The organism is Ruegeria sp. YTSC004 (genome assembly GCF_059609805.1).
The window spans coordinates 400,388-419,986 of record NZ_JBXWMJ010000002.1; the positions used below are offsets into that span (position 1 = coordinate 400,388).

The 19,599-nt window shown below is 57.4% G+C and carries 18 protein-coding genes; 11 read left to right on the forward strand and 7 right to left on the reverse strand.

The genetic code is table 11. The features are described from left to right. Positions 1–10 precede the first annotated feature (10 nt). Positions 11–1,081: a site-2 protease family protein gene (locus AC2FFP_RS05685; RefSeq protein WP_496766574.1), complete on the forward strand. Its 1,071-nt coding sequence runs from the start codon at positions 11–13 to the stop codon at positions 1,079–1,081. Here AC2FFP_RS05685 and aroB read toward each other — a convergent pair whose 3' ends face one another. Together aroB and AC2FFP_RS05695 are read right to left on the reverse strand one after the other, a co-directional pair. Continuing rightward, on the reverse strand, positions 1,082–2,194 hold the full coding sequence (aroB, locus tag AC2FFP_RS05690; RefSeq protein ID WP_496766579.1) for a 3-dehydroquinate synthase: 1,113 nt from the start codon (positions 2,192–2,194) through the stop codon (positions 1,082–1,084). It abuts the gene before it with no gap. Further along, a complete protein-coding gene (locus tag AC2FFP_RS05695) occupies positions 2,195–2,782 on the reverse strand; it encodes a shikimate kinase (RefSeq protein ID WP_058277741.1) in 588 nt (195 codons plus the stop codon). A gap of 79 nt (positions 2,783–2,861) precedes the next feature. Here AC2FFP_RS05695 and AC2FFP_RS05700 point away from each other — a divergent pair, with 79 nt between their 5' ends. From AC2FFP_RS05700 to AC2FFP_RS05740, 9 genes are all read left to right on the forward strand, one after another. Next, the gene (locus AC2FFP_RS05700) at positions 2,862–3,011 is read left to right on the forward strand and encodes a hypothetical protein (RefSeq protein ID WP_496766581.1); all 150 of its coding nucleotides are present in this window, start codon (positions 2,862–2,864) and stop codon (positions 3,009–3,011) included. Beyond that, the gene (locus AC2FFP_RS05705; protein ID WP_496766583.1) at positions 3,001–4,524 is read left to right on the forward strand and encodes a hypothetical protein; all 1,524 of its coding nucleotides are present in this window, start codon (positions 3,001–3,003) and stop codon (positions 4,522–4,524) included. The genes AC2FFP_RS05700 and AC2FFP_RS05705 overlap by 11 nt, the downstream gene beginning before the upstream one ends. Positions 4,525–4,526: 2 nt before the next feature. After that, positions 4,527–5,480: a site-specific tyrosine recombinase XerD gene (locus AC2FFP_RS05710; RefSeq protein WP_496766586.1), complete on the forward strand. Its 954-nt coding sequence runs from the start codon at positions 4,527–4,529 to the stop codon at positions 5,478–5,480. A gap of 63 nt (positions 5,481–5,543) precedes the next feature. Further along, entirely contained in the window at positions 5,544–6,854 is a 1,311-nt protein-coding gene (locus AC2FFP_RS05715; RefSeq protein ID WP_496722447.1) for an HlyC/CorC family transporter, read from the forward strand. 203 nt (positions 6,855–7,057) lie between these two features. After that, positions 7,058–9,475, forward strand: coding sequence for a GcvT family protein (locus tag AC2FFP_RS05720; protein ID WP_496766589.1), 2,418 nt, complete (start codon positions 7,058–7,060; stop codon positions 9,473–9,475). A gap of 31 nt (positions 9,476–9,506) precedes the next feature. After that, positions 9,507–10,106, forward strand: a complete 600-nt coding sequence (locus AC2FFP_RS05725; RefSeq protein ID WP_496766593.1) for a nucleotidyltransferase family protein — start codon at positions 9,507–9,509, stop codon at positions 10,104–10,106. 755 nt (positions 10,107–10,861) lie between these two features. After that, the gene (locus tag AC2FFP_RS05730) at positions 10,862–12,304 is read left to right on the forward strand and encodes a Do family serine endopeptidase (protein ID WP_496880800.1); all 1,443 of its coding nucleotides are present in this window, start codon (positions 10,862–10,864) and stop codon (positions 12,302–12,304) included. Positions 12,305–12,485: 181 nt separating this feature from the next. After that, a complete protein-coding gene (locus AC2FFP_RS05735; protein ID WP_058273791.1) occupies positions 12,486–13,166 on the forward strand; it encodes a response regulator transcription factor in 681 nt (226 codons plus the stop codon). After that, on the forward strand, positions 13,159–14,529 hold the full coding sequence (locus AC2FFP_RS05740; RefSeq protein WP_496880801.1) for a sensor histidine kinase: 1,371 nt from the start codon (positions 13,159–13,161) through the stop codon (positions 14,527–14,529). The genes AC2FFP_RS05735 and AC2FFP_RS05740 overlap by 8 nt, the downstream gene beginning before the upstream one ends. Here AC2FFP_RS05740 and AC2FFP_RS05745 read toward each other — a convergent pair. Genes AC2FFP_RS05745 through AC2FFP_RS05755 form a run of 3 tightly spaced genes read right to left on the reverse strand, consistent with a single transcriptional unit; the run spans position 14,526 to position 17,017 of the window. Further along, positions 14,526–14,993: a CYTH domain-containing protein gene (locus AC2FFP_RS05745; protein WP_496722434.1), complete on the reverse strand. Its 468-nt coding sequence runs from the start codon at positions 14,991–14,993 to the stop codon at positions 14,526–14,528. The genes AC2FFP_RS05740 and AC2FFP_RS05745 overlap by 4 nt on opposite strands. Then, the gene (locus AC2FFP_RS05750) at positions 14,990–15,745 is read right to left on the reverse strand and encodes a ParA family protein (protein WP_496722432.1); all 756 of its coding nucleotides are present in this window, start codon (positions 15,743–15,745) and stop codon (positions 14,990–14,992) included. The genes AC2FFP_RS05745 and AC2FFP_RS05750 overlap by 4 nt, the downstream gene beginning before the upstream one ends. A gap of 3 nt (positions 15,746–15,748) precedes the next feature. Continuing rightward, entirely contained in the window at positions 15,749–17,017 is a 1,269-nt protein-coding gene (locus AC2FFP_RS05755; protein WP_496880802.1) for a CHAD domain-containing protein, read from the reverse strand. 408 nt (positions 17,018–17,425) lie between these two features. Here AC2FFP_RS05755 and AC2FFP_RS05760 point away from each other — a divergent pair, with 408 nt between their 5' ends. Further along, a complete protein-coding gene (locus AC2FFP_RS05760; protein WP_496843956.1) occupies positions 17,426–17,773 on the forward strand; it encodes a TfoX/Sxy family protein in 348 nt (115 codons plus the stop codon). Positions 17,774–17,830: 57 nt separating this feature from the next. On the opposite strand, the gene ndk is transcribed toward AC2FFP_RS05760, so the two are convergent. Both ndk and AC2FFP_RS05770 read right to left on the reverse strand, forming a co-directional pair. Next, positions 17,831–18,253, reverse strand: a complete 423-nt coding sequence (gene ndk / locus AC2FFP_RS05765) for a nucleoside-diphosphate kinase (protein WP_496722426.1) — start codon at positions 18,251–18,253, stop codon at positions 17,831–17,833. Between the two features lie 114 nt (positions 18,254–18,367). Beyond that, on the reverse strand, positions 18,368–19,570 hold the full coding sequence (locus AC2FFP_RS05770) for a multidrug effflux MFS transporter (RefSeq protein ID WP_496880803.1): 1,203 nt from the start codon (positions 19,568–19,570) through the stop codon (positions 18,368–18,370). Positions 19,571–19,599 lie beyond the last annotated feature (29 nt).

Consider the following 19,599-nt stretch of genomic DNA (forward strand, 5'->3'; position numbering starts at 1 on the left):
GAGACGAAACATGACATGGTCCTTCTCACTCGGCCGGGTACTGGGGTCGGAACTGAGGGTCCATGTCACCTTTTTCCTACTACTGGGCTGGGTCGCCTTTGCCGCCTATTCCAAAGGCGGCGTGCCCGCCGCGATCGACAACCTGATCTTTGTTCTGGCCCTGTTTGCCTGCGTTGTCGCGCATGAGTTTGGCCACGCGCTGATGGCGCGGCGCTATGGCATCAAAACCCCTGACATCACATTGCTGCCCATCGGCGGGCTCGCCCGGCTCGAACGGATGCCCGAGAAGCCTATGGAAGAAGTCTGGGTCGCTCTGGCCGGGCCGGCAGTGAATATTGTGATCTGGATCGTTTTGATGGCCATGGGGGCCGGAATGACACTGGACTCCCTGACCCGGATCGATTCGACCAGTGCCGGACTGTTGAACCGGCTGGCCTATGTGAATTTGTTGCTGGCCGTATTCAACATGATCCCGGCCTTCCCTATGGATGGCGGCCGGGTATTCCGCGCATTTTTGTGTCTGAAGATGGACCGGGTAAAAGCCACACGTATCGCCGCCCTTGCGGGTCAGGTCGTGGCGGTGGCGTTTGGTTTTCTCGGGCTGAGTACAGGTAACCCTCTGCTGGTTTTGATCGCCGTTTTCGTGTTCGTCGCAGCCAATGCCGAAAGTCACGATGTGGCCATGCGCTCGGTCGCGCGGCGGGTGCTGGCCCGCGACGCTATGATTACCGAGTTTCACTCCCTATCGCCCAACGACACGCTTGCAACCGCCGCACAGGCCGTCATTCACACCACGCAACACGAGTTCCCCGTGTTGGGTCCGAATGGAGACTTGCTTGGTTTTATTGCGCGCGGCACGCTGTTTACTGCCATGGCGCAAGAGGCACCTCGGTCCGATCTGGCAACTTCGATCATGGAAACCGAGATTCCGCGTGTTGAATTGACCACCGGCTTGGAAACCGTGCTGGAGAAACTTCACAAGGGTGCTCCCGCCGTCGCAGTTTGCACGCAGGCCGACGCAATGGTTGGCTACATCACCCGCGAAAACATCGGTGAATTGATGGTGATCCGCGGACGCTGATCAGACCGTTGCCAAGGCGTCTTCCAGCACGGACAATACAGCGTCCCTTGGGACGTCCGAAGTGACGAACGCCTGCCCGATCCCGCGCGCCAGAATAAACCGCAGCTGGCCGTCGATGACCTTTTTATCCTGCGCCATCAGGTCAACCAGCGCTTCGGCATCCGGCAGATCTCCGGGAATGTCCGCCAGATCGGTTTTCATTCCCATCGCGCGCAAATGTGCCCGCACACGACTTGGATCCTCTTGCGAGCACAGCCCAAGACGAGAGGACAGCTCAAACGCCAGTGCACAGCCGATGGCAACGCCTTCACCGTGCAGCAATCGATCAGAATACCCGGTGGCCGCTTCAAGCGCGTGACAGAAAGTGTGTCCAAGGTTCAGCAACGCACGGTCGCCCTGCTCAGTCTCGTCGCGGGCTACGATATCGGCCTTCATCTGAACCGAGCGTGTAACCGCACGCACGCGCGCGGCCATATCGCCACCCGAAACGTCGGGACCGTTTCTTTCGAGCCATTCAAAGAACTCTGCATCGCCCAGCAGGCCGTACTTGACCACCTCGCCATAGCCCGACAGGAAATCCCGTTGGGTCATGGTGCCCAGAACCGAGGTGTCCGCCAGAACCAGAGACGGCTGATGGAATGCCCCGATCAGGTTTTTGCCCTGTGGAGCGTTGATGCCGGTTTTTCCGCCAACAGAACTGTCCACCTGCGCCAGCAACGAGGTCGGTATCTGGACGAAACGGACACCGCGACGCAAAACGGCCGCAGCAAATCCCGCAAGATCACCAATGACCCCGCCACCCAAGGCGACAACCACGTCGCGACGTTCTACCTTTTCCGACAACAGCCACTCAACCGCGCGCTCGAAATGCGGCCAGCTTTTGGTGGCTTCTCCTGCGGGCAAGGCCAGCGAGGTCATCTCGATACCAGCTGTTGCCAGGCCATCCCGCAACGCATTCAGATGTAACTCGGCCACGTTCTCGTCCGTCAGAACGGCGACCTTAGGCCGGTGCAACAAGGGTGCAATCATCGTGCCGGATTGTTCCAGCAGGTCAGGCCCGATTTCCACGTCATACGAGCGTTTGCCCAACTCTACATGTACGGTTTGGTGCATTTACTTCCGTTCCAATACGTCAGGGCGCGTCAACATCGACTCCACCACCCGGTCCACCATATTTTCAATCGAGGTTTCGCCATCGGACTCAACTGTCAGCCCTGCCTGCGCATAAACCGGGACGCGGGCCTCATACAAGGCGCGCAAGGTCGCATAAGGGTCAGCCGTGCGCAGCAAAGGCCGTGTGTCCTTATGTTTGACCCTGTTCCACAACACCTTCAAGTCAGCCCGCAGCCAGACCGAAACCCCGCGTTCAGTGATCATCTGGCGGTTCTGATCGGAAAGAAAAGCGCCGCCGCCAGTTGACAGGATGCCTTTTTCCTCGTCCAGCAGACGTCCGATGACCTGACTTTCCTTGGCGCGAAAGAACGGTTCACCATCACGCTCAAATATCTCGGGGATGGTCATATTGGCAGCCGATTCGATCTCGGCGTCGCTGTCGAGGAAGGGAACACCCAGCCTTGCGGCCAAAGCACGGCCCACAGCCGTCTTTCCGGCCCCCATCATGCCAACAAGAACGACGGTTTTGTGCAGTTCAAAGACCGCATCAGTACCTTCTGTGTGGGCGTTATGCTTAATTTCGCTCATTTCAACGTGAATGACGTGATCTTACGAAAAATGCCAGCTATAACTATGGCAAAAGACAAAATTGGGGCAGCGTTGAGCAATGGGCCGTCTGATCAAGTTCTTGATATATATTGTTTGCCTGAGTTTTGTCGGGCTGGTGGGATATGCTTATCTGGGTCCGATATTTGGGGTGGATTTCTCGGCCCCGCAGGACGAAATTCGAGAGCCGGTAATCCTGAATGTTGAATAAAGCCGCACTGGCTGCCTTATTGCTGGCTGGATCAGCGCAGGCGCAACAGGCTCCTCTTTCCGTCATCGATTGGCTGACGGACCCTCCGGAAAACCTGCCAGGGACTGTCCTGTTGGAACCACCGGTCACGGAGACGGGCATTCAGCCGGATATCCAAGTCTCTCCGCTTGAGGCACTGTCACAGCCGTTGGGGCTTGTGTCGTCGTCGGTGACTGGCCTGCCGGTGCACCTTTGGCAGAATAGTGATGCCGACCGGCTGGCCGAGCTGATCACCGATGTGCCGGTTCGCTATAACCCCGCCATGCAGCGGTTGTTGTTTACGCTGATCCTGTCCGAGGCCCGCGCACCTGCCAGTTCCGGCGCCGAGGAAACGCTACTATTGGCCCGCATCGACCGATTGATGCAACTTGGCGCAGCCGACCCGGCGCAATCGCTGGTCCAATTGGCCGGTCCGACCGACACACGCGACAGGTTCCAGCGCTGGTTTGACGCCACTTTACTTACTGGAGACGAGGATCGCAGCTGTACGTCCCTGATCGCGAAGCCACACCTGTCTCAGGACTACGCCGCGCAAATATTCTGCAAGGCGCGGCGTGGAGACTGGCCATCAGCCGCCCTCACACTGGAAGCGGCGCACGCATTGCAGATATTGCCACCAGATGAGCTGGATGTGCTGGATCGCTTTCTCAGCCCCGAGTTGTTTGAAGAAGCCGAATACCTTCCGCAACCAGATGATCCCAGCCCACTGACCTTTCGCCTGTTTGAGGCGATCGGAGAACGCCTGCCATCGGCCCCTCTGCCCCGTGCCTTTGCAAATGCCGATCTGCGGGACGTAGCCGGGTGGAAAGCGCAGATCGAAGCGGCTGAGCGGCTGACCCGCATCGGCGCGCTGACCCCCAACCAATTGCTGGGGCTGTATACCGAGCGCTCTCCAGCCGCGTCCGGCGCAGTTTGGGACAGGGTCGCGGCCGTGCAACGGTTCGAGTCTGCACTGGATTCGCGCAATCCCGACAAAATCGCCCGGGCTTTAAATACTGTGTGGACGCAAATGCGCCTGATCGGATTAGAGGTACCCTTTGCAGAATTGTTCGCAGAACGCCTGTCGCAGATAGAGCTGACGGATCCGTCGGCGGAACAGCTGCGCTGGCGTATCCTGCTGTTGTCCGAACTGTATGAAACAGCGGCCCTTTCTGTGCCCGGTCAATCCGACGAAAATCACTTTCTGGCGGCGTTAGCGCAAGGCGATCCGGGGCGCGCGCGCTCTCCTTCACCTCTGGCGGATGCGGTTGCGCAAGGGTTTGCATGGGCTGCTCCGGTCCCGCCGAATATCGAAACGATGCTAAACAATGATCAATTGGGTGAGGCGGTTTTGGAGGCCATGGGCCGGTTCGCGCATGGGTCGCGCGGCAACCTAGTCGATTTGACAGCAGCCATTGCGACGCTCCGCCGTGTGGGTCTTGAGGACACCGCCCGCCGCGCCGCGCTGAACTTGCTGATCCTGCAGGGCAGTTGATCGTGGTAGCCCCAGCGACGCAGGACTTGTGGATTTCCACCTTTTTACAAGCTCAGGCCGCTGAATTGGGCGCAGCGACCAATACGCTGCTAGCCTATGGCCGCGATCTGAAAGAATTCTCGGCCTGGTTGGAACGTCGAAAAACGGGTTTTCCTGACACACAGAGAGAACAGATTGAGCAATACCTGATTGATTGCGACGCACAGGGCCTGTCCCGTTCCACGCGCGCACGTCGGTTGTCCGCGATCAAGCAACTGTTCCGGTTCGCCTTCGAAGAAGGTTGGCTTGAAGCTAACCCCGCCATTCAGATCAAAGGCCCCGGTCGACAAAAACGCCTGCCCAAAACGCTGGATGTCGCTGAAGTCGATCGTTTGCTTGAGGCCGCGCGCCGCACCGGTCGCAACGATGCAGACCGGGTGCGCAACACCTGCCTGATGGAGGTTCTTTACGCCACGGGAATGCGGGTGACCGAATTGGTTTCGCTGCCAGTCTCCTCGGCCCGAGGTGACCCCCGGATGCTGCTTGTGCTGGGCAAAGGTGGCAAGGAACGGATGGTGCCACTGTCGCCTCCGGCGCGCGATGCGTTGGCGGCGTGGTTGCTTATCAGGGACGAGGCCGAGGACAAGCAGGTTGCAGAAGGTGCTCAGCGTTCCAAGTTCCTGTTTCCGTCTCGCGGCAAATCCGGCTATCTGACCCGGCACAGGTTTTTTCTGCTGGTCAAGGAACTGGCCGTAGAAGGTGGCGTTTCGCCGGAAAAAGTGACACCACACACCCTGCGCCATGCCTTTGCCACGCATCTTCTGGCCAATGGCGCTGATCTGAGGTCGATCCAGACCCTGCTGGGCCATGCCGACGTGGCGACCACGGAAATCTACACCCATGTCCTGGACGAACGCCTGTCAGAGCTTGTGTTGCAACATCACCCGCTGGCGAAAGACGGCGATGACGACGGCTAACCCCTTGATCCACAGCATGCGCACCCCCATAACGGATGCAGTATCACGAACAACTAAGGACCGATGGAACCCTCTTCTGCTTCTCTGATCGACGGCGCATTCTGGTTTACCACAGGCGCCATTCTACTTTTGCTTGTCCTATCGGGCTTTTTCTCGGGTTCTGAAACGGCATTGACCGCCTCGTCGCGCGGAAAACTGCGTGCGCAGGCCGACAAAGGGTCGCGCGGTGCGCAGAAGGCCCTGGACATCACTGACGATAACGAGCGACTGATCGGTTCGGTCCTGTTGGGCAACAACCTTGTCAACATCCTTGCCGCATCGCTTGCGACTGCGCTTTTCACACGGCTGTTCGGTGAAAGCGGCGTTGCGCTGGCAACGCTGGTGATGACCCTTCTAGTCCTGATCTTTGCCGAGGTTCTTCCCAAGACCTACGCGATCACCAATTCGGAAAAGGCGGCCGCTGCCGTAGCACCGATCATCGGTGTCGTCGTGACGGTGTTTTCACCCATCGTTGCAGCCGTGCGCCTGCTGGTACGTGGTGTTCTGCGCCTGTTTGGCGTCCAGATCGACCCGGACAGCAACATTCTCGCCGTGCGCGAGGAAATCGCCGGGGCATTGCAGCTTGGTCATTCCGAAGGCGTGGTCGAAAAGGAAGACCGCGACCGTATCCTTGGCGCGCTTGATCTGGGCGATCGTACGGTTGAAGAGATCATGTTGCACCGCTCGAATATTGAGATGATCGATGCAGACGCTTCGCCCGAGGCCATCCTTCAGCAATGCCTGAAAAGCAGCCACACCCGCCTGCCCGTATTTCGGGATGAACAAGAAAACATCGTGGGTGTCGTACACGCCAAGGATCTGTTCCGCGCAATGTACGCCCATGCCGGCGGCAGTGAGAACGCCGATAACCGACTGAAAGAGTTCGACATCCTCAAGGTCGCGAACGATCCCTATTTTGTTCCGGAAACCACCACTCTGGACGATCAGATGCGCGAATTCCTCCGGATGCACAGCCACTTTGCGCTGGTGGTGGATGAATACGGTTCGCTGCGCGGGCTTATCACGCTTGAGGATATCCTCGAGGAAATCGTGGGCGAGATCGCGGATGAGTTCGACATAGACGAAGACGTTTCTGTAACCCGAACCGAAGATGGGCAGTTTCTGGTCGAAGGAGCCACCACGATCCGCGACGCCAACCGCGCGATGGATTGGTCCCTGCCCGACGATGAGGCAAATACCATTGCCGGTCTGGTCATTCACGAAGCGCAGATGATCCCAACCGTCGGTCAGGTCTTTTCTTTTCACGGCTTTCGCTTTGAGGTGACAAAACGTCAAGGCAACCGGATCACCGAACTGAAAGTTCGCCCTCTCTGAGGACAACCCAAAAAACTGCAAGATTCCACCGGCGTTCTAATCCGAGCGCCGGTTTTCTTTTAGACAACCACCGTATCCTTCCTGTTTGGGTTAGCCAGCAGGCGCCGAACCCGGATCGCCTTCCGCGACACTTTCTGTCGCTGAAGCTATTGCAAAGGCAGCTTTCCTATTGAGACTGACGGCATAGCCATCAGGAGACGTGCATGAAACTCACAACCCAAGTTGCAGTCATCGGCGGCGGAGTCGTTGGATGTTCCGTACTCTATCACCTGACCAAGCTGGGGTGGACTGACGTGATGCTGTTGGAACGCTCCGAGCTGACCAGCGGGTCGACCTGGCACGCGGCGGGCGGGTTTCACACCCTGAACGGCGACACCAACATGGCGGCGCTCCAGGGATATACGATCCGGCTGTATAAAGAGCTGGAAGAGATTACCGGCATGTCCTGCGGTCTGCATCATGTGGGCGGAGTGACGCTGGCAGATAATCAGGATCGGTTCGACATGTTGCTGGCGGAACGCGCCAAGCATCGGTTCATGGGGTTGGAGACGGAAATCGTTGGTCCGGAGGAGATCAAAAAGATGGCTCCTATCACCAACACCGACGGGATCATCGGCGCGCTTTATGATCCGCTGGACGGTCATCTTGATCCGTCGGGGACCACCCATGCCTACGCCAAAGCGGCCCGGATGCGAGGCGCTACGATCGAAACGCACTGCATGGTGCGCGAAACCATCCAGCGCACCGATGGAACATGGGATGTGGTCACCGACAAGGGTACGATCCATGCCGAACACATCGTCAATGCCGGTGGCCTTTGGGCGCGCGAGGTTGGCGCGATGGCGGGCGTCTATTTCCCCCTACACCCGATGGAACACCAGTATCTGGTGACAGACTCGATCCCTCAGATCGAGGCGATCATCGACGCTGGCGGCGAGCATCCGCATGTAATGGACCCTGCTGGCGAAAGCTATCTGCGGCAGGAAGGGCGCGGGTTGTGTATTGGGTTCTATGAACAGCCCTGCAAACCCTGGGCTGTCGATGGCACACCGTGGCAGTTCGGCCACGAACTGCTGCCCGACGATTATGACAAGATCACCGACAGTATCGAATTTGCCTACAAACGCTTCCCCGTTCTGGCCGAGGCTGGCGTCAAATCGGTGATCCATGGACCGTTTACCTTTGCGCCTGATGGCAACCCACTCGTCGGGCCGGTGCCGGGCATGCGCAACTATTGGTCCGCCTGTGGCGTGATGGCCGGGTTCAGTCAGGGCGGCGGTGTTGGCCTGACGTTGGCGCAATGGATGATCGAAGGAGAGCCTGAGCGCGATGTGTTCGCCATGGATGTCGCCCGCTTCGGCGACTGGGTCGGGCCTGGCTATACGCGCCCGAAGGTGATCGAGAACTATCAGAAACGCTTTAGCGTCGCCTACCCCAACGAAGAACTGCCGGCCGCGCGTCCGAACCGGACCACCCCGATGTACGATATCTTCAGCGATCTGGGCGCGGTTTGGGGTCAGCAATACGGGCTGGAGGTTGCGAACTATTTTGCGCAGGGTGACGAACCGGGCTACGAAACGCCCTCATTCCGCCGCTCGGATGCATTCGAGGCGACCGGGCGCGAGGTGCGCGCTGTGCGCAATGGTGTCGGCATCAACGAAGTCCATAATTTCGGCAAGTATCGCATCACCGGCCCGGGTGCGCGCGACTGGCTGGACAGGGTCATGGCGGGGCGCATCCCAAAGCCGGGGCGGCTTTCGCTGACACCGATGCTGTCGCACAAGAGCAAGCTGATCGGGGATTTCACCGTTTCCTGTTTGGCCGAAACCGAATTCCAACTAACGGCGTCATATGGCAGCCAGGCCTTCCATATGCGGTGGTTCCTGCAGCATCAGGATGACGGCGTTACAATTGAAAACATCAGCGATTGTCTGAACGGCTTTCAGATCGCTGGACCAACGGCGGCAACGGTTTTGGCTGCCTGTACCCGTACGGACATCTCGGACCTCAGGTTCCTTGATGTTCGCCGCATGACCATCGGTATGACCGATTGCACCGTTCAAAGGGTCAGCTACACGGGCGATCTGGGGTACGAAATCTACTGTGATCCGATGGCCCAACGGCAATTGTGGTGGACCCTTTGGCAGGCTGGCCAGCCCCACGGCATGGTGCCCTTTGGCATGCGCGCGATGATGAGCCTGCGGTTGGACAAGTTCTTTGGGTCTTGGATGAGCGAGTTCTCACCCGACTACTCTGCCGCGGAAACCGGGCTGGATCGCTTTATTGCCTTCACGAAGAACACCGACTTTATCGGTCGCGCCAAAGCCGAGCTTGAACGCTCCGAGGGGACCGCGCGCAAGCTGGTCTCGTTCGAAGTGGATGCAGACGACGCTGACGTGAATGCGTATGAGCCGATCTGGCTGGATGGTGCGGTCGTCGGATTCTGCACCTCGGGCGGGTATTCCCATTATGCCGGCAAATCCATCGCAATAGGTTTCCTGCCCTCGGATCGCATACGTGACGGCTTGGAGGTCGAGATTGAGATACTGGGCCAGATGCGCAAGGCGCGTGTGATCTCAACCCCACTGTTCGACGCGGACGGTGAACGTATGCGGGGATGACAAAAGACGGCTACGGCGGCTATGTGAAGGTATGACAGACATTCCCATTATCCTTCTGGCCGCCGGACAATCCCGCCGCATGGCTGGCACGGACAAGCTGATGCAAAGCGTCGATGGCATGCCCCTGCTACGGCGATCTGCACAAACAGCGTTGCAGGTAGGCCCGGTGATCGTTGCGCTTCCGCCTGCTCCGAATCCTCGCCAGGACGCCTTGAAAGGTATGGATGTTGTTGCAGTTGAAATACCCGACGCTGATGAGGGCATGAACGCCAGTTTGCGCGGTGCTCTTGCGCATGTGCCCGCCGATGCCGGGGCTGTCATGGTTTTACTGGCAGATTTGCCGGAAATCACAGTTGGTGACCTGAAGCAAGTCGCAGAGTCTGTCCAAGGATATCCAAATTGCTTGATCTGGCGTGGGGCGACAGCCACAGGAAAGCCCGGCCATCCGGTTGTGTTTGCCCGTCCGCTGTTCAGAGAGCTCAGGCAACTTACAGGCGATGAGGGTGCTCAGTCCGTTGTGCAGGCGCATAAGAATGCAGTGCATCTTCAACCACTACCCGGTCAAAACGCCCTGTTGGATCTGGACACTCCCGAGGATTGGGCACGCTGGCGGGCCGGGAAGGCCACATAACCGGCCTGCCAAAATAGAAACGGCCCGGTCGATACCGACCAGGCCGCTTGCCCAAAACAGGACTACCACTTTTCACCAATCCTGAAAACGCTGCCAAAAATGCCTATGGCACCCTGGCTATTCCGCCGCTGAACCTAAACAAGACCCCCTCGTTAACATGCCGCTTAGCGTTTCCAGTGACTGTGACAAGCCGTTGGCACCCCCTAGTGCCGTCGGCTCCCCCTTCGCTTGGGCAAGATCATCGTCACCCAAACGGTGCTTCCAAACAATGTAAAATTGGAAAGAACGGTTAATTTTTGGCGTCTCGGAATGGTTTTTGCGCAACATCCCGCCGAGGCGAAATCTACCTATAGAAGATTAATGAACTGCCCATTTTAGTCCAAACCTGACGTTATGCATATTCTTTATTAGTTATATATAAAAGTTATAGGGCGCATATGCACTTGATTTGACCAGGCTGCAGAAACACACCACAACCAAGAGATGAGCGAATTTTCGCCAAGGCCTTCCAGCGATCCTTTGTTACCAAAACTGAATCAATTCAGGTTAAATCAGGGTTTGACTTTCAAATTGGCAACAATGGCCGATTCGTGACAAGCGATTCGCTATTATCTCGGCGGAACGTCGGCATACGACGACCTGTTTGTGGCGAAATTAAGATTTCTTAATCCTCAGCACAGGAAACTCACAGGTTGATGCCTCATCTCCTCGGTTAACGCGCGGCTGCAATCGCGTGAAATAAACAGGAGACAAAAATGAGCATCCGTAAATCCTCGCTGCTTTTGCCACGTGCAACAGGCCTCGTTGGCGCATCCGCGCTTGGCGCCGCGCTGCTGGCCACGACCGCCCTGCCCTCGCTGGCAGACGAAGCCCTGGCTGATCTGGTTGAAAGCGTGTCCCCCTCGGTGGTGACCATCATCGCCGAACAGGACATTGTGCCCGTGCAAGCACCGGGACAGGGACAGAATTTTGATTTAGAAGACCACCCCTTTGGTGAATTCTTCAAACGCTTCGGAGCGCCTGAGGGCTTTCAGGCACCGCAGCGTGGACCATCGCAAGGCTTGGGATCGGGGTTTGTACTCGACGAAGCCGGGTACATCATCACCAACCACCATGTTGTCGACAATGCCTCGACCGTGACCGTCCGTCTGAGCGACGACCGTAGTTTCAAAGCCGAAATCGTGGGCACCGACCCGCTGACCGATATCGCCGTCCTGATGATCGACGCCGGCGAAGCGCTGCAAGCCGTTGAGATCGGGGACAGTGACGTTATCCGCGTGGGTGAGGACGTCGTGGCCATCGGCAACCCGTTTGGCCTGCATTCGACCGTGACCACGGGCATCGTTTCAGCCAAAGGCCGCAATATCTCGGCCGGGCCCTACGCTGAATTCATTCAGACCGATGCGGCCATCAACAAGGGCAACTCGGGCGGTCCACTGTTCAACATGGAAGGCGAAGTGATTGGCGTGAACTCGGCCATCTACTCGCCCACCGGCGGGTCGGTTGGTCTGGGCTTTGCCGTGACCTCGAACATCGTTGAACATATCGCCGCGGATCTGCGCGATGATGGTCAGGTCAGCCGTGGCTGGCTGGGTGTTTCAATCCAGAATGTCAGCCCAGAGATCGCGGCGGCTATGGGGATCGATGCCTCGACCGGCGCACTTGTGTCAGATGTCGTCGCGGGCAGCCCCGCAGAGGGCGTGTTGGAGCAAGGTGACGTTATCCTGACCTTCAACGATGAAGCCGTCGATTCCAGCAGCGACCTGCCGATCCTTGTCGGCATGACCAAAGTCGGTACCGACAGTGTCATGACCGTTCTGCGTGATGGAAAAGAGCAACAGATCGAGTTGACAATCGGACAGCATCAAAGCGCCTCGGCCGAGATCGACAAATCGGTGGACGAAGGTATCTCGGGCACCGCGTTGGGCGTGACCGTCGCACCGCTGACCGACAGCAACCGCGCACAAATGGGCGTAGCTGAGAATGTCGATGGTGTCGTTGTGACTGATCTGAAGCCCGACAGCCCTGCTGCCAAGGCTGGTCTGCAACGCGGCGACGTGATCGTAAAACTGGGCGGTCAGGAAACCGCCTCACCCGACGCGCTGAAGGCTGCGCTGGACAGCGAAAAGACTGACCCCGCGCTGGTGCTGATCAACCGGGGCGGAAACCAGATCTTCGTGGCGGTGGAAATCGCCTGACCCGAAGTCCGCGTGCGCCATTTGATGGGGATTTCTGGCGTGCGCCTCCTCGGCGGATTGAATTGTCCGCATTCCGCCGGGACTGCCGGGTGCGCTGCAACGCACCCGGCACGTAATTTACGCAAATCATGTGCTTTTCAGGAAATTTGTGTTTAAATCCCGATAGAAAGGAACCCGAAACATGAGCCGCCGCCTGCTGATCGTCGAAGATGACGAGGACACTCGTGAGTTCATCGCCAAGGGCTTTGGCGAAGAAGGCTATGTGGTCGAGCAGGCCGCAGATGGCCGCGAGGGTCTGTACCACGCCACCGACGGTGGGTTTGATGCCATCGTGCTGGACCGGATGCTTCCCGGTCTTGATGGCCTTTCGCTGATCCGATCCTTAAGGGCGGCTGGGGTCAAGACCCCTACCCTGATGCTGACCGCAATGAGCGCGGTTGACGAAAGGGTTAAGGGGTTGCGGTCGGGTGCAGATGACTACCTGGTCAAACCGTTTTCGTTTCAGGAACTCCACGCGCGGATCGAAGCCCTATTGCGGCGCCCGCAGGAATCTGAGGAAACCGCGACGCTGACCTGCCGCGACCTGGAAATGGACTTACTGACACGCAAAGTCACCCGCGATGGACAAGAGATTTCCCTGACCCCGCGTGAGTTCCAGATCCTTGAATTCTTCCTGCGTCGCAAGAACCGCGTCGTATCGCGCACCATGCTGCTGGAAGGTGTCTGGGATTACCATTTTGACCCAAATACCAACGTGGTCGACGTCCATATCTCAAAACTGCGCCGCCAGTTGGATGAAGGCGACAGGCCGCCGTTGATTGAAACGGTTCGAGGTGCGGGTTACATGATATCCGATGGATAACCTGCGACTTTCGTTCAATAATTCTCGCACCCGCCTCGTTCTAGCCAGCATGGTTCTCAGCACATTGCTGACGGCCATCGTGCTGGGGCTTGTATACTTCACCGCCAATCGCAGTATCGAGGGCGAGACCCGTTCAGTGGTATCCGCCGAATTAACCGGTCTGGCCGATGAATATGAACGGCGCGGCCTATTCGGGCTGTTGCAAGCCATTGAACGCAGGATTCCAACTGCGTCCGAACGGGATGCTTTGTATCTTTTGACTGACCGGTTCGGTGTAAAGCTGGCCGGAAACCTCAAGCACTGGCCTGCGGACGTCACAGCAGGCAGTGGCTGGGTTGATTTGGAACTTCGCCGCGCCGATAACGACCAGTTGGTCCCGATCTCGGCCGCCTCGGTCCGCTTGCCGGGCGGCGAACGCCTGCTAGTAGGTCGTGATGCCCTTGCACGGCAGCAATTTGACAGGGCGCTGTTGCGCGCGGTTGGCTTGGCGCTTGCAATTGCACTGGCGCTAAGCCTTTTGACCGGCTGGCTTTTCACGCGGCTGGTGTTCACTCGCCTGTCCGAGTTTGCGGGAACAGCGGAAAACATCGTGTCAGGTGATCTGTCCCGCCGCATGCCTTTGCGCGGAACCGGGGACGAGCTGGATCAAGTGGCCGGAACCCTGAACAGCATGTTGGACCGGATTGAGGAACTGATCAGCAATCTGCGCACAACCTCGAATTCAATCGCCCATGACCTGCGATCCCCGCTGTCCCGCCTGCGTCAAAGGGTCGAGTCACTGTCTGACCCATCCAAAAGCGATCTGGACCGCGACGTCGACGTGGCACGCGCGACAGCGGAAATCGACCACGTGCTGCGCGTTCTTGGGCAGTTGACCGAAATTTCTCGCGCCGAGGCCGGTGTCGGGCGGGAACAGTTCGAACCCGTGGACTTGCAGCAACTGATCGGTGACGTCGTCGAGTTGTACGAACCAGTTGCCGCCGATCAGGGCATCTCGCTTGAGGTCGTCGGCACCGCCCACACTGTTCAGGGGCACCGCCCGCTTCTGTCTCAAGCGCTGTCAAATCTTCTGGAAAATGCCATGCGTTATGCCCCGGAAAAGACGGCAATCACGATCACCCTGTCAGAAAGCGGTCCCTACACCTGCCTGAGCGTGCGTGACCGGGGCCCTGGTGTCCCTGAAGAGGATTTGCCACGTTTGCAGGTGCCGTTTGTGACGCTCGATCCCGCAAGGACCGAGCGCAACTCAGGCCTGGGTCTGGCGCTGGTGGCGGCGATTTCTCACATGCATCTGGGCGCATTCGAGGCGCGCAACTGCGAACCTGGCCTTGAGGCAACAATCAAACTGGCGCGTAAGCCCTAGATTGGCACACCATTGATCGCCATCATCTTGTTTTTGTAACGTTTATCTGCCGTCACATCTGTTCCGAACCAGTCGGGCGGCGTGTATGCCTGCGCCTCGGCCTCTGTATCGAACTCCACCTCGACCAGCCGCAGCGGCGCGAGGCTTCCCAGAAAGATGTCCAGCTCAAACACCCGACCGTCTAGCATTTTTCCGGTATAGCGTTCTTTCTCAACCCGACGTCCTTCGGTTTCCGGCCAGAAGGTTTCGAATTGCTCGGCCGTGATCTCGGCCTCGCGTTCCACCCGCACCAAGGAGCCCGCTCCTTTGAGCGTCAAAAAATACCTGTCATTCTTTTGCCGCAGACGCAATTCCGTGGAATCGTCCGGTGCAGTCAGATAACCTTGGCGGACGACGGCCTTATCAGCGCCGCTCAGGTCGGGCCGATCCGCCACCAGAAACTTGCGTTCAATTTCGGTGCTCATCGCTTTGACACCACTCCGTTTTCCATCTCATCGTACAGCTTTTGATATGCCAGGCTGGCGGCGCTGCGCGGGGCGAATTCACTGACCGGCGCACGGTTCTGCCCCATCCGTTCGATATCCGCCGCAAACGGGATTGAGCTGTGCAGGAACCGCTTTCGATAAAGCTTTCGCATCGCATCCATCGTCTCAAGGTGCAGGGTCTTGCGCTGTTGCACCATGGAAAAGAATGCTGTCAGCTTTTTCTTCGACAACTTGTTGGTATCGAAAAAACCGACCAACTGATCGAAAGACCGCTCAGACAGCGTCGTCGGGATGACCGGAATCACGATCAGATCTGCGGCTTTGAAGATGTTTTCCGAAAGGGTCGAAAAGTTGGGCGGGCAATCCAGAATGATCACCTCATAATCGCTGCCCGCCGAGATCAGCGCTTTTTTCAGCCTGGATCGTTTGTTCCGCATCCGCGACAGGAAGACGTCAAAATCCCGGAAGGTCATGTTTGCTGGCAGCACGTCCAGCCCTTCGAAATCGCTGGCTCGAATGGACTTGGTAAAGCGCGCGACATCGTCAAAAAACCGTGCATCTGTCAGCTTTTTGGACGGCTTGACGCGCAGATAAAACCCAGACGCCCCTTGCGGATCCAGGTCGCATAGCAAAACCTTGTGCCCTGCTGCTGCGTAGGCATGCGCCAGATTGACCGAGGTGGCGGTTTTACCCACACCGCCCTTGTTGCTGTAACAAGCAATGATCTTCACTCCTCAGCCCTCCTTTTGATGAAACAAACTGCGGAACAGGTGCCGGATGTCCGGGCTGTCGAAATGCTTGAAATTTGCGATGACACGGTCACGTTCCGCCATTTGGCGCTGATCCAGAACAGATATCACCCCGCCTACGGACAAGGCCAACTGCGCATCAGCGCAACCTTGCTTATTGGTGTGCTGTTTCACAAAATTCAGAAGCGCCTCTTGTTGGACTGAGAAGTCATTGAACAGGCCCAGATTATCCTGCAGCTTTTTCAATGGCTTGATGATCGTTTTAAATGCCTTTGCGTCGAACAAAGGCGCAAAGAACTCCATAAGATAACGCAGTTTTTTGCAGTCGATCCGCAGATTATGCACAGCTTCGTCAGGCGTGTTTGGCGTAATGCCGCGCGCCAGTTTGCAGGTTTTGCGATATCGCTTCCAGATCAGGGCGCGCGCGTATTCATAGGCAGGCCGATCTGCATTTGGGCCAGGCTGCAGGTTTGTCGGATCAGCGAAAAGCTCGGTCAACTTTTTCATCTGATTGTCATAGCTCTGCGTCCGAAAGCGCCGAGACAGACGTCCAAGTGCCTGGCTGCGTTCCTTTTCGAATTGCGCAAACATGGCCACGGCACCTTCATGAAGGTTCGGCGGTATCAAATTGAAGTAACTGTCTTTTTCCAACAGATAGACGTCCAAATCCCGCGCTCGTCCAGTGGGTTCCATCAGACCGGAAAACTCGCGCTTTAATGGAGCGGTTTGTTCAGGCGAGAGCACCCCCTTGAACAGGCTGATCACAGATCGCACGCGGCGCAGGGAAACGCGGTAGTCATGCAGAAACTCAGTATCGATATCATCGATCACGCCCGCCTCATTCTGGCGCGCGACCGCCAGATAGGTGCGAATGATGTCGGTGGCGACCTCGATTGATGGCTCTTGTTTACTAACGCGGATTTCGGGCTTGGCCTTGTATATGGTCGCGTCGGGAAACAACCAGTCGAACAATGGCTTAGCCTTGCTTTTGCCACCCTCCAATTTCGTCAGCTTTTCACAAACAGTCTTATACGCCCGGTCATATCCGCGCATGTGTTGAACGGTTACAACTGTTACCTGCCCCTGATCCGAGGACATCAACATCATCGTGCCGCGCACTTGTGTCTTTTGCAGGTCACCCAGAATGGCAAACGAGCGGAATTCGACCCTGCCCGCGCCGACGCTCATCAACGCGCGCAACTTGGGAAAGCCAGCGAGGCCCGCTTTGACGGGTCCGTCAGGCAAATCCTGCACGAACTTGCCGTGACCCTGACACCGCTGGGTTTCAATTCTACCGCAGCGCAACAAAAACAATGACCCATCAGTTTGGATCAAAACCTTAGCAGATGCCCTGAGGGATTGGTCATGGCAATCAAGAATATCAAAATTTCCAGCAGGTTGAGCGGCCTCGAACCGCAATGCCAGTTCTTTCAAAGATTTAGTAAAACCCGCCTCATCGAATGTGCCCGGGATAACAAAACAGTTTTTGACCCGAGCCATTAAGAGCGTCCCTTTCACCGAGGATCCAGTACGTGATCATGAATTCATATTCCTGCGATCCGATCAACGACTAACTCCGTTGATCAACAGCAATGACCAAAACATCTGATTTTGCTCGAACAACCGAATGACTCTGTCCGGGCATTTGGCTAAGACGGGGGTATGTCTGATCCTGTTTCATCGATCCGCAATCTCGGCCCGGCTTTTGAGCAATCCTGCGCACGCGCAGGCATTCAGTCTGCGCAGGAATTGCGCGATTTGGGGGCGGATGAGGCCTATGCGCGGCTATTGCAGGCGGGCACCCGACCGCATTTCATCGGATACTACGTGCTGGTGATGGGATTGCAGGGGCGCCCCTGGAACGACTGCAAGGGTGAGGAAAAGAAGGCGCTACGCGTAAAGTTCGACGCAATAAAATCCAGCGTTAGTACCGCCCCGGAAACCCAGATGATTTCTGATCTGGATGCAATTGGCATACGCGTTGCACCGAAAGATCTCAAACAGGTCTGAAACGAAAAAGGCCGCACCCCCAATGGGATACGGCCCTGAACTTCGTCTGACGGCGGATTAGCCGACCAGTTCGATGCCCGAGAAGAAGTACGCGATTTCAACGGCAGCAGTTTCAGGCGCGTCCGAACCGTGGACCGAGTTTTCGCCAACCGATTCAGCAAACTCGGCGCGGATGGTGCCGGGTGCTGCGTCTGCGGGGTTGGTTGCGCCCATGACTTCGCGGTTCTTTGCAATGGCGCCTTCGCCTTCCAGAACCTGCACAACGACTGGCTCCGACGACATGAATTCGCACAGTTCGTCATAGAACGGACGCTCGGCATGCACGTCGTAGAACTTGCCAGCCTGAGCTTTGGTCATGTGGATGCGCTTTTGCGCAACGATGCGCAGGCCAGCGTCTTCGAACTTGGCGTTGATCTTGCCAGTCAGGTTGCGACGGGTTGCATCAGGTTTGATGATCGAGAATGTGCGTTCCAGTGCCATATCGGCCTCTCCTTACTATATGGCGCGAGGTACGCGCCGAAATCCATCGCGCGCCGCCTAACACGGTATGTGCCTCATGAAAAGTGGAATGATTGCGCCAGTGGGTCTTGGCGATCAGATTGTGTCCGGCAAGGGCTCTGACGCGTCGATCCGGCGAACGTAAAGCACAGCAAGCAATCCGACAAAGCTGCTGGCGAACATCATGCCCAATACCAAATAGGGCCCATTTTCGGGGCTAACAAACGCGCCGGTCATCAAGGTCAGAACTGCGCCCAACGCCACGATTAGTGCCCCGGAAAGCCCCGCGGCGCTGCCTGCCAGATTGGGTCTCACGGACATTACGCCGGCCGAGGCGTTGGCATTCGTCAGCCCGTTACCGAAGCCCACGCAAATGGCCGAGCCGAAGAATACCCAGACTGAACCCAGACCTGCTGTGAACAACAGCAACCCGCAGAAAGGCCCAATAGAGGCAACGACCCGACCGATCAGGATCATCGTCGTCAGCTTCGTGTGTGCTGCGATACGCCCGGTGATGAAATTGCCCACCATGAAGCCGCCGGTAATAATTCCGATCCCCAGACCCAGCATGGCAGGGCTCAGGTCGAACCAGACCGCGGCGACCAGTGGCGCACCGGTGATAAAGCTGAAGAACCCGCCGATCGAGAATGCCGCGCACAGCGCGTAACCCCAGAACCGACGCGCGCGAAACAGGTGTGGGTATTCCTTTAACTGAGCCGAGAATGTTGCGGATCGGTTCGCATTTGTCTCACCCATGTCCGCCCACAAGAGCACCAGCATCCCCGCCCCCAGGACCGAGTACAAAATGAACCCGGCTCGCCAACCGAACAGCATATCCAGTGCGCCGCCCAGCATTGGGCCAAGCATCGGTGCCAAAGCCATTGCCATCGCAACATAGCCCAGTTTGCTGGCGGCCTCGTTCGGGACATAGAGATCCCGGATTGAGGCGCTGGACAGCACGGGTCCGGCCACCACCGCTGCTTGAAGCAGACGGAAACCGAGGAATATCCAGATCGACTCGGCCAATACGCAGCCAACGGAGGCCACTGTGAAAAATACCATACAAATCAACAGGATCGGTCTGCGACCATATCGGTCGGACAACGGCCCCATGATCAATTGCAACACGGCGGACACCGCCAGATACCCGGCGACTGACAAGTTAATCAGTCCGTAGTCGACCTGAAAGCCCTCGGCCATCCTCGCAAGCGACGGCAGGAACATGTTCAACGACAGCACCGACAACGCCGTAGCGAAGATCAAAGTGACCAAAGAAGGAGGCGTCTGAGCCGCGCGCATAATGAAAACCGTCGAGTAATGCCAACCGG